The sequence below is a fragment of the Aquimarina sp. KJ22-3 genome, from assembly GCF_055808215.1.
This window is the reverse complement of sequence record NZ_CM147859.1, coordinates 3,371,545-3,384,017: the sequence shown is the minus strand read 5'-3', so window position 1 is coordinate 3,384,017 and position 12,473 is coordinate 3,371,545. Positions and strand designations below refer to the sequence as shown.

At 37.5% G+C, this 12,473-nt stretch carries 6 protein-coding genes; 4 read left to right on the top strand and 2 right to left on the bottom strand.

The features are described from left to right. Positions 1-25: 25 nt before the first annotated feature. Both AC0L3Q_RS15525 and AC0L3Q_RS15520 read right to left on the bottom strand, forming a co-directional pair. Positions 26-868 carry a helix-turn-helix domain-containing protein gene (locus AC0L3Q_RS15525; protein WP_473280764.1) on the bottom strand — a complete coding sequence of 281 codons (843 nt, stop codon included), beginning with the start codon at positions 866-868 and terminating at the stop codon, positions 26-28. 119 nt (positions 869-987) lie between these two features. Beyond that, positions 988-1,416: a hypothetical protein gene (locus AC0L3Q_RS15520; protein ID WP_473280762.1), complete on the bottom strand. Its 429-nt coding sequence runs from the start codon at positions 1,414-1,416 to the stop codon at positions 988-990. A gap of 410 nt (positions 1,417-1,826) precedes the next feature. On the opposite strand from AC0L3Q_RS15520, the gene AC0L3Q_RS15515 reads away from it, so the two are divergent. From AC0L3Q_RS15515 to AC0L3Q_RS15500, 4 genes are read left to right on the top strand one after another with little or no spacing between them, the layout of a single operon-like run. Further along, the gene (locus tag AC0L3Q_RS15515) at positions 1,827-4,850 is read left to right on the top strand and encodes a hypothetical protein (RefSeq protein ID WP_473280760.1); all 3,024 of its coding nucleotides are present in this window, start codon (positions 1,827-1,829) and stop codon (positions 4,848-4,850) included. Continuing rightward, complete coding sequence (locus AC0L3Q_RS15510) at positions 4,823-6,889, top strand: hypothetical protein (protein WP_473280759.1); 2,067 nt, start codon at positions 4,823-4,825, stop codon at positions 6,887-6,889. Before AC0L3Q_RS15515 ends, AC0L3Q_RS15510 begins: the two co-directional genes overlap by 28 nt. Before the next feature lie 10 nt (positions 6,890-6,899). Then, on the top strand, positions 6,900-8,966 hold the full coding sequence (locus AC0L3Q_RS15505; RefSeq protein ID WP_473280756.1) for a fibronectin type III domain-containing protein: 2,067 nt from the start codon (positions 6,900-6,902) through the stop codon (positions 8,964-8,966). Between the two features lie 14 nt (positions 8,967-8,980). Continuing rightward, positions 8,981-12,472 (top strand): T9SS type A sorting domain-containing protein, encoded by a 3,492-nt coding sequence (locus AC0L3Q_RS15500; protein ID WP_473280753.1) that lies wholly within the window; start codon positions 8,981-8,983, stop codon positions 12,470-12,472. Position 12,473: the final 1 nt, after the last annotated feature.

Here is a 12,473-nt window from a genome sequence, read left to right as displayed (position 1 = left end):
TAACTCAATCTATTTCAAAGTATATTTAGGACTCTTGAAAGCAGTTCTTATAGAATACTGAAGGTGGTATATCAAATTTTTTCTTAAACGTCCTGCTGAAATGAGATAAGTCTTCAAAACCACATTGAAGAAATACTTCTGAAGGCTTTACATGATCATGCTCCATTAGATGTTTTGCATGCTCCAGGCGTTTGTTTAGGATCCATTTATGAGGAGTCTCATTAAAAATTACTTTGAAATCTCGATTAAAAGTCGATAAGCTTCTTCCAGATTGTTCTGCCAGAACCTTTAAGGGCAGATTATAGAGGTAATTGTTAAGAATAAGTTCTTCTAGGTCTGCTTTCTCATTTTGGGAAAACTCTTTAAAAATGATGCCAATATCCTTGTTAGCAAGTATAAGCGCTTGTAACGCCTTTTGAGTTTGCTGTTCTACATAAGAAGTATTCAAATTTTCACCATTATCAATATGCTGGATTAAAGAATCCATTATTTCCTGTAATTGATCAGTGTTAGGAACGTCTAGAAAGCATAGGTTGGTATTAGAGATAGATTTAGGTAATTCTATATGATCAATGACTTTTTTGATAAAATCATTGGTAAGAACAAAACCATAGGTTTTTGCAAATTTCTCTTCGGTACTCCAGGTTTTACGCAATTCAACAGTGTGATGTTTCCGAATTAACCCGAAATTATTTTTAGGGATAAGAAACTCCTCGTTACCAATTTTCAAATGAAGTGTTCCCAGTTGTGTAAAAAACAATATGGTACTAGGAAGATATGTACTCATCACATCCCCAACACGATCTTCACAAGAAGCAGCAATTTGTAGTTCATTACAGTAAATAAATTTGATATAATGATTTCCCATAGCTTAAAACTATGACTTTTTTGTAATAAACACTTGTCTAAAAATGTCATTTTATATTGTAGCAAGATGAAGTAACATAGATAAGAGTGCGATCATTCATATTAGCATTGCTCTAAAAATCATTCATTGTTATGATCAATGCTGCTTAGTTTGAAGAACGCTTTTTTTAGTAAGGTAAGAAGTGAAAAAAGTAAGAGCAAGAATGCGATTCCAAATCCAAGTAAACCGATATTAATACCTAAAAGTGTTTTTTCACTTCCGTCTAAGTATTTCATTGATCCGCCATAAGTGTCTTTTATAAAAAATGCAATTAGAAACCCTCCGGTAATCAGCATACTTAAAATGGTAGGAAGTAAGATTTCACTTTTCTTCCATACCAACCATAAACACAAAATCCCAATTCCAGAATTGGTAAGTAGTTGCCAAACTTCATGAATTCTGACATGTGGAGTCCAATCCGGATTAAAAACATGGGTATCGTTTATTTCAAGATAGGGGACGGCAAAAGCATATAAGATAACACTAAAGGTAATGGCGAATTTTTGCATGAGTTTCGTTTTGTTTAAGATAACTAAAAAATTAATTATCAGTGTTTTCAGTATTTCCGGAGGTATACTATTGACATACTTTTTACTGTATTCTTAAGATCGGTTTTTAACTTATTAGTATGATATCGATAGAAAAAATCACAAAAAAGAATGGCGATTTATCTTCTTGAAAATTTCTAAAATGTAGAAAAACCAATAAATGAAACTATGTACTTTAATTAAGTTCTAAAACACTATGTATTTAATATTGATGTAACTGTAAAATCAACTTATGATAACAAAGAAAATACTCCCTTAGCGGCTAAATGTTTTACTTTCACACCTAGTAACTAGATCACTAATCAACAACCAAAATACCCCAATACGTGCTTACTCTAAAAAGTAAACCCTTGCTTTTTTTACTGTTTTGTATGTCATTTTTTGTAGCAAAAAGTCATACCAAACTCAATCACACAGATTCCTTATTAGTAAAAAGTAATCGGCAAAAAGAACACCAAAAAGATAACAGTTTTAATAGTTATTTAGATCAAACCTCCAAAGAACTTCTTGAAAATTCTAATACCGAAAGCGCAAAGGTAGAAGCCAGAATAGTATTTGAAAAAATTGAAGATTCTGAAAATTGGATTTCTACATTTTCAGGAGCTAATGAAGAAATTCTTCTTCCTGCTGGGATCAAAGAAGTAGTCGACGAAGTAGAGTATCAAATTGCATTTGCCGAGGCGCAATTCGGTGTACAAACTTTTTTTAAGGTGTTTGTAAAAGTTGTTCTTCCACAAACCGATGTAAACGGATTACCGATCGAATTATTTTTCGGAGCAGATAATGTGCAGTTATCCAAGCAAGGTGGTCTTATTGGTAATGGAGGAACTATTGGAAGTGCTAATTTGGTGCTGTTAGGAAATACCCAGATTCCTTTTCATTCTTCCAACTGGTTATTGTCCTTAAATGGGACTGCAAATTATAGTAATGCTACCACCCAAAACACTTCGCATGTATCTATTGATTGTAATGGAGTTACAGGGATGAGTATTGATGGGGAGGTATCTATCTCCAGAAACGTATTGGTTCCTATACAGTCCAACGGAGAACCTATACAGAATAGTACCGATCGTGTCACCGGAACCTTTACTGCAACCGCTGCTTCCTGGAACGATTTAATAGTGGATGTGCAGTTACCACCATTTGCACTTACCAATCAGGAAAACAAGTTTACGTTTACAAGTAATCAGGCGGTATTTGATTTTAGTGATAGTAGAAATCCAGATACTATTGTATTCCCTCAACAGTATCATGAGCAAGGAGTTCTATTACCAAACGAGAATACCTGGAGAGGAATTTATATTTCATCAGCTCACATTGGCTTACCCAAAGTATTTAAAACCAAAGAAAGCATAGCCGCAGACGATCGAGTGTATATTGAAGGTGCTGACTTGATTATAGATCAAAATGGTCTTTCGGGGAGGATCTATAAAGAAGACGTTATTTCGATACAAGATGGGGTCACTTCAGCACCTATAGGTTGGCCGATGTCTGTATCATCCATCAGTTTGGAGTTGCTCAATAATAGCATCCTTGAATCAGAATTCTCGGGAGGTATGCGCCTTCCTATTTTTGAGGATATAAAAAATGGTACGGATGGAGTGGTTACTTCTTCATATAATGATACTAACGGTATTTTACCCGATGATACAGATACCTCTCTTTTGGAGTTCGAAGGAGTAATTTCAGATGAGGAATATAGCACCAAAGTTACAACACTCAATGAGATCGATGTGCCCATATTTCTGGCTTCCATAAAGCTACGAGCAGGTTCGTATATAAAAATGCCTGTAGAGAATGACAACTTTAGACCAGAAACCAATCTTAATGGGATAATGACGACGATCATCTCTTCAAAAAAACAACGAGAGGCCGCAGAGAACGCTACACAGTCTTATACTACTGATCAAGGGGTTACTGAAGATGAAACGGATATGGTGCGTTTCAAAGGACTCACTTTTGAAGGTTTAAAAATGAAGACTGTAGGGGCTACTCTGGATATTGATTATTTGGGCTACACCGAAGGCTTATCTATGGGTAATGGCAGTAATACCAAAGAAAGACATGCAACCGCAAAAGATAGTACAGGTAGAGATGAACAAACTGGACGATTGTCTCCAAAAGAAAAATCCAGGATTAATGTTTCTTTGGATGCCATCACCTACAAAAAATATCCCGAGAAAAATGAAAAAGCTTTGGGGTTTGATGTAAGCATGGATTTTACAGGAGGGGACGAAAAGAAATTTATAAGAGGAAGTACCAGTATTGATCTGATTGCGGAAGATGAAGTAGTAGATGGTGTTTCCAGTATGAAGTACAAGGATACCCGTTGGGCAAAAATTGCGGTAAAAGGACGCTGGACCTTTATCAAGTTAAAGGCATTTGTAAAAAGAACTTATGGAGATTCTATCTATGGAAATGCCTATGCAGGGGATGGAGAAGTCAAAATTGATTTTACAGATTCGCAACGAAAGAAATCCGAACAAAATTATGAAGAGGATAACAGTAATACGAATCTCAGAATAAAATCGAAGGTCTTATTTGCAGAAGATGCATCGTTCTGGTATGTTGATTTCTCGGCAGAATTTCCTCAAAAATTGTTTAGCAAGTCGACAGCTACACTTCCCACAGGAGCTTTTAAAATCAATGGATTTGGTGGGGGAGTATATAATAATATGAGACGTAGAATGGATCCCAGTAATGCCAGCGCCAAGGTATCGCCTTCAGGCTTTTCATATGAACCCGCTATGGGACATTTTGGAATCAAATTTATCGTATTCTGGCATCATGGGGGTGATAATTTGATGCGATGTGGAGCAGGAGCAGAGCTGAATATCAATAAAAATGGAGGAATCAACAGTTTATCCTTTATCGGGCAAGCTCGAGGGTTCAATAAGCTTGACAATCCACAAATGTTTATGAAAAATAAGCTGTCCAAACAATTGCAAGCTTATGAAGTGGCCAGGGATAAAAAAGGGAAGCCTATAGAAATGGAATATGCCAATGGAGATAAGGGAAAGTTATACAAATTGGATAAAGATGGTAACAAAATAATGGGGCCTGCCAAAGATGATAAAGGGAGAGATGAAAGAGGAACATACGATCATGCTACCAACAATGAAATAAGAGATACACGATCGCTATCAGAAAAAGTTTCAGAAGAGGAAGCAGGTATAGATGTCACCGAAATACAATCTATGCCAGATGTAGATGGAGTAGATGCTTATTTATTTGGGCAATTGGATTTCGAAAACAAGGCGTTTTATACGTATTTGGATGTCTATACGGATATCGGAGATGGTTTGATTATCGGTAAAGGAAGGGCCAAAAAAGCTGTAGAAGGGATTATACAGATCAATCAGGAAAGATGGTATGCCCATTTTGGAACCCCCTGAATAGAATGGGGCTTTCTTCGGGATTTGGGGATTTCAGAATAGATTATTCAGGCTATGTTATGATTGGACAAAACTTACCTAAAGCTATCCCTCCTCCGTATCGGGTATTAAATATTTTGGGAGATAAACTTCGCGTACTAGAAGATCAGCAGAGTAGATATAGAGATCAGTTGGCCGCAGGAACCGGTGCAGCATTTGGTTTGGCGTATGAGTTCGATACCGGTAATATGGTTTTTGGTCCGCTTTACGCTCGATTTACCGCTGGACTTGGGATTGATGTTTTGATGAAAAAATATCACAACCAGATGAGCTGTAATGGAATATCGCCTATTGGTAATGATGGGTTTTATGCCACAGGACAGGCTTATGCTTTTATGCAAGGAGAACTAGGAATTGGTGTAGAGATATTTGGAGATTATAGAAGATTCCCGATTATAGAAGGTGGTGGTGCTTTTTTAGGGAGATTTGGTGGTCCTAATCCAACGTGGTTTCAGGCTAGATTTGCAGCCAATTATAGTGTTTTAGGAGGCTTGATTAAAGGGAGAATCAATGAAGACATTACTATAGGAACTGTTTGTGACCCTGTTCCGGATAATGCGTTAGGGGTAGAGTTGATCTCAAGTGTGTCACCCGCAGAGAACGAATCGGGCGTAGATGTATTTACCTCTCCGCAACTAGCATTAGCTATGGAGGCCAATGCACCAATAGAAATTCTGGATGTTAATGAGCAAACCAAAACTTATAAAATAAAAGTCAAAACGTTTACATTAAAAGATGCTAACGATACCAATATCCCCGGGCGATTAGAATGGAATACAGCGAATACCCATCTTACCTTTGAATCCTTTGATATTTTACCGCCAAATCAGGAATTAACAGCTCAGGTAGAGGTTACATTACAAGAAAAAATAGATGGGGTTTTCAGAACTTATAAAGTTAATGGTGAAGAGTATCTAGAAACTAGAACGGTGAAATTTACCACAGGCGATGCGCCTACCTATATTCCGTTAACAAACGTACAATACTCTTATCCAGTGGTGAATCAAAAACTGTTTTATAGAAATGAGCATCCCACCGGATATGTAAAGCTTAAAAAGGGACAAGACTACTTATTCGAAAACTCCCATTGGAGCACCAAAGTAAAATACATTGAGGTGACCACCAATGTCACAGAGGAAACTTCAATTCAATATAACAGTACAAGCAATGAGTTGTCGTACGCTATTCCTCCAGTAGAGAAAGAAACAGCCTATACCATCAAAATGGTGAGTACTTCGGTAGGAGGATCAACCAAAACATCAGAGGCTTCTAATGATATCGCCAGCAATGAGAATACGGATGGAAGTACTTACACCATTAGGAATAATCAAGCAGAAAATGTGGTAAGAACAGATGCTGAAATCGATAGATTAACGTACAATTTTACTTCTAGCCACTACAATACTTTCAGAAATAAAATGCAGGCGATAAAAACCGATAAGAATTTTATTGGGAAGGTGTATATAGATGCCATTTATCTGGCATCAACCATCGAACAACATGATGAAGGTTTTGATTTAGTAGAACTCGAAGGAAGTCAATACTCAGAAGGCAAACCTCTGGTTGTTGCCAATTCGACCTTGGAGGATGACTACTTTAAGCAAGATATTGCACCTATATTGTACAACAATTATCCTATTGCAGGAAAATACAACTTCACTCGGGATACTCAAATTCTGGGCATAGCACCTTCAAAGTCAATTTCGGTAAGAGCAAATTATGTAGCCAGCATTAATAACAATACTGATACAGAGTGGCGTTCCAAAAACTTTCCATACAAGTACATGTTACCAAGAACGTATAGAGATGATTTTGAAGATATCATGGTTCGGATAAGTGATGATTATCATAACGGAATCTTGAGTGATACCGATAGTGCACTTCAATTCCTTGACAACCGATTTGGTTTTATGAGAGAAGGGAAGTACCGAACACGCTTTAACTATATCCTACCAGGAGGAATTAGAAAGTCTTATGCAGTATATGATTTTGTGTATTAATTGATTTTGAATGAAAAAAACTACCCTATATATCATCTTCGCTTGTTTTTTAGGAATTCCTGTAGTCATACATGCTCAAGAAGAAGAGCGTACACCTCAAATAAAAGTACTAGCGCTTAACAAAAAGACAAAGGTACATCTACGATGGGCTCCTAGCACTCCAGCAAGCTGGTTGAAACTGAACAAGCAAGGTTATTTGATCGAACGTGTTACCGTAAAAAAAGACGGAAAATTAATGCCTCCCTCTTTTGGTAAAACAATTCTGGATACCGTTAAGCCAAAACCATTGGAAGCATGGAGAACTATTGCCAACAAGAATGATTATGCGGCAATGGCAGCACAATTGCTTTATGGTAAAAGAAGTAGTAAGCCTATTGCCAATCCGATAGCCGCTATGTTTACCGTAAAGAAAGATTTAGACAATAGATTTTCATTTGTCTTACTAGCTTCTGATATGAATTTTGAAGCCGCGAATTTGGCAGGTTTAGGATATACAGATACTAATACTGAACCTAATACCGTATATCTATATCGAATTAAAAGTGCAGATCCCAAACTTAAGGTAGAAACAGGGTTGAAATTGGTAGATACAGAAAAGGAAGAAACACTACCTCCTCCAATTGATCTTTTTACTTCGTCAGAAGATCATAAAATTACACTCTCTTGGGATAAGGATATATATAAATCTATATACACCGCCTATGATATCGAAAAATCTGAAGATAGCTTGAACTTTGCAAAGGTAAATGAAGGGTTGCCTTTTATCAATTTTAGTCAGGAGGGTCAGGAAAATTCACAAATGTTTTTTACCGATAGCGTAGCCGAAAATTACAAATCGTATTACTATCGAGTGAGTGGTATTTCAGCCTTTGGTGAAAAAAGTCCTCCGTCAAAAGTTATTGTGGCAAGAGGTATTGAAAAACTAACGGCCGTCCCGAAGATCATTTCAAATAGCATAGAACCCTCTGGAGACGTAATTTTGAATTGGACATTTGATGAGCAAGCCGAAAAGCAAATCAAGAGCTTCTCTATTGATTGGGCTCCAAAAACAGAAGGTCCCTATACAACAATAAAAAAGGATATTCCGAGAGATCAACGATCAGTTACAGTTCAAAAAGTAGAAGCTTCGAATTATTACAAAATAAATGCAATCGGGATAAGTCATCAAAAAACCGCTTCACTGATGCATTTTGTGCAAACGTTGGATTCTATCCCTCCGGCAGCACCGGTGGGTCTAAAGGGTACTATAGATTCTTTGGGAATAGTACAACTATCCTGGCAGGCCAATACCGAAAATGATATTAGAGGGTATATCGTTCGAAAGGCAAATCTTAAAGAAGAACAAACAATTCCCGTTTCAACAGAGTTAATTACTTCGACCACTTTTATCGATACTACCCAAGTAACATCTTTAAATCCTAGTGTTTTTTACCAGGTAGTTGCTTTAGATAATCGATATAATATATCCGAGTTTTCTGAAAAGTTAGAAGTGAAGAAACCGGATGTTATTCCTCCTGTTCCACCGATTTTTGAGGACTACAAAGTAACAAAACAGGGTATTTCTTTACAGTGGATCAATAGTAGTAGTTACGATATAGTTTCACATCGTTTGTATCGAAAAGAACTAGCTACAAATCAAAGCGATTGGCAATTGATTTTTGAAACTGATACGATTTCTCGCTATATCGATAATAATATCAGAGCTGGAAGGCAATACCGATATGCCATTTTTGCTATTGATCGGAATGAGTTAAAATCAGAACCCTCTACACCGCTTACTATAACTGCTAACCTGATAGGTGGTGGTTCAATGATTAAAGGGTTTAATGCAACCGCAGATCGAGAAGAAAAGAATATAACCCTATCCTGGAGAAAAATGCCGGATCAAGTGGCAGAGATATTGGTATATCGCTCCAAGAATGAAGATCCTCCTATGTTGTGGAGACAGATCCCCGCTCATGTAAATGAGTTGGTGGATACCAGAATAAATCCAGACAATACCTATACCTACACCTTAAAAACGGTATTGAATCGCGGCATGTTACCTCAATCCAAATCCATAGAAGTTACCTATTAGCAAATCGTATCGTTATGAAAAAAATCATCTTCTTACTAGTATGCATCACATCTGCAAATTCTATGCTATGGGGTCAGGAAGGAATCACGCTCACTCAAGGTAATAAGGCATTCTATAGGCTTACTGTTTCTGGAGATCGATCCTATTCTGATGGGCCATGGTTTTTTGGAACCACTATTTGTGACAGAGGGATGCAAGAGATCCGTTTTCTAGATAAAAATAATGGTAGGATTACAACGGTAGATACCGGAGGAAAAACGGGAAGATTTCGATACGACACTGGAAATCATGAATTCACAAAGGATCAGTTTCCGATAAAAGTTCATATCGATAATAAGTTCGAGGATAGACTGTTGTGTAAAGGATTTGCTATTTATGATTTTCCGCAAAGCTGGTATACCGATGTGTTTAGAGATAGGGGAATGAATGTGATCAAAGTAGATTACAATGGGGCTTGTTATTCTAGGGGATATAGTGGGTTTTGGGAACCCGATGATCGTTATTATGGCGATATATTTTATTATCATGCTGCCTATGTGTATATGCGAGATTTGGAGGTGAGATCCGATCCTATCGTAGAGGTCAATGTACCAAGTGGACCTTTGTACCTGGCCAGCGAAGAGTATCTTACTATAGGAATCCCCGATAATTTAATAAATGGTTACAGCTATAATTGGAAGTACAAAATAGGTAGTGATCGTAACTACAGATACATTTCTAATCGGTATGTAACTGTTCAAAATGGGCAAAAAGTATTGCGTATCAAAGGAGAAGATTTTTTACCTCAATCGGCGTATGGTAAGAGAATTCGATTAGAATTGGATACGGGTTGTAGAAGTTCTAACCCTATATCTTTTACCTATTATCCATCGGCTCCTAGAGTAACGAATATCGCAAAAGTTGACCCTGTCTGTTTTGAAGGCGATGGATCGGTTACGATCTCCTTTGGTAGAAACTTGAACAATGCACTGCAAGAAAAATTGACGATTAATTTAAAGGACGATTTGGGAGTAAGATATACCAGTGGCATCCTTTCTACTTTTGATAGCGAGAGTGATGGTAGCTTTAGTTATACATTTGATGCGGTAAAAGCGGGTCAATATCAAATAGAGTTTGCCGGAGGGAATTTGACGATCAATGGCGTTCGGTTGAGTACCATTGTAAGAGATCCCGTAGATCCCGTAATTTTGGTAGATCCATCACAAATTGTTTTTGACGTAACCATCAAAGATTCCAGTTGTAATGATGGCGATACTGATGTTTTTAATAACAATGATGGGGTGATCACGATCTCCGCTCAAGGCGGAAGGCCAGGTACTTTTGAATATGCCATAAACCCTGTTAGCGAAATAGCACCTATAGAATGGAAGGATTTTGAAGCTACCGATCAACATATCGAAGAAAATCTGAGACCTAATAATTATGAGATACAGGTAAGAAAAAAGATTGGTTCAACATACTGCACAGGGTATTTTATCAATGATTTATCCATAACCAAGAGAATAGAGTCTATCGTTCAGCCTGATATGACACTCAATGTAGCTCAGGTTTTTGAAAAAGAACCTACCGCCAATGGTTTTACCGATGGAAAAATTAGATATGTAATAACCGGAGGTACGCCTTTGGATGATGGCTCATACAATTATGAGTTCCAGAACTCTGAAGGAACCATACTCAATACAGTGCACACCGAAGTTTTAGATAACGACGAGGGGTATGTAATCACATTACATTCGATAGGTGCGGGTATCTATACGCTGCGAGTAACCGACAAAAACTATGACGAAGCTACCTACAAGACAGGGTGTTTTGAAGAGAATATTAGCTATAATCTGCAACAACCAGACCCGATACAAGTGGTTTTTGAAGTTACAAATACAGTCTCCTGTAATATTAATAACGCTTTTGACGATGGGCGGGATTTTGAAGCTCCATTTAATCTGGCAGATCAATTCCAGGATGGGCAAATTGTAGCTCATGTAACTGGTGGAGTGATTTATGAATCTAATGCACAAACAGTACCATTTGATAATGTGCCTAGTAATGAAGAAAGGAAGCCTCTACCATACTATTACAATTGGAAAAAGAAGATTAATAATGTTTGGACAGATATCAATGTGAATGATAGTATTATCAAACACCAAAGTGTAGGGGATTATGCATTGAATATCGTAGATAAAAACGGAATTGTATTAGGGAACTATACCTCCTTTATCAATAGCAATGGCGAAATAGAGTACACACTATCTAATGCAATAGACAGTACATTTTACTTAGCGCAACCCGAGGTGTTATCAATCTCATTCGAGAAAACCGACATCAGTTGTTTTAGTGGATCTGATGCTACCGCAACAGCAACTGTACAAGGAGGAATTCCTCCATACGAATATTTTTGGAGTAATGGAGCTACAACGGCAATAGCAACCAATCTTAGAGCGGGTAAGCATTTGATCTATGTTACGGATAGTAAAGGGTGTGTTATCGAAGGTAGTGTTACCATCGAGCAACCCAATGGTTTAGAAATTAATCCAATAGCCGAGGTAGCACCAACTTGTTATCAAGGTAATGATGGATTTATAGAAGTTACCGTACAAGGAGGCCAACCCCCGTATACTTATTTGTGGAATACAGGATCTGCTAACACAAATATTAGTGGATTAACTGAAGGAACATATCTTTTGGAAGTTATGGATCAAATGGGTTGTAAAACTTTTTATGAAACAATACTTAATGATCCCCCTTTGGTGCAGGTTGATTTACCCGAAAGGCATGCACTATGCCAGGGACAGACTTTGGTGTTGGATGTACTTATCGAAGATCCGGGGGCTACCTATAATTGGTCTGGAGATAATGGTTTTACAAGTACAGACAGTTCGGTACTGATTGATCGGGCAGGAGTATATACTGCAACAGTGATTAATGGGGTGGGATGTACCAATGAAGATACTGTAGAAGTCGTATTTTTTGACGAAGCCATCGATGCACACTATCTGATTGCTACGCAAGCCTATGTAGGGCAAGAGGTGACACTCATTAATATCAGTTCTCCTATTGGAGAAAAAGTAGAGTGGAGTGTCCCTGAGAATGTGGCAGTTATTAATGAGACAAAAGAAGAGCTGACCTTACTCTTTGATGAAGAAGGGGTTTACGACATTAATTTACGTTCGCATGTAGCGGATTGTTATATGGATTTCAATAAAACAATTATCGTACAACCTGCGATTAACACCTATAAACCTTCAGATACAGATAGTTTTGTCAAAGAGTTTGTTTTGTTTCCAAACCCAAGTACGGGGTCCTTCAAAACAAAAATAGCACTCAAAAAAGCCTCAGATATTTCAGTAAAAATTATCCATCTCACCTCAGGAGCTGTTTTGGATGAAAAGGAGGGGAAAGAGAATATAGAATTCCTATTTGATAATACTATTACGCTTTCCTCAGGGATGTATTTGGTGATCCTGGAAACCCCACAAGGTACCGCAAGAAGAAAACTAGTTATAGAGTAAG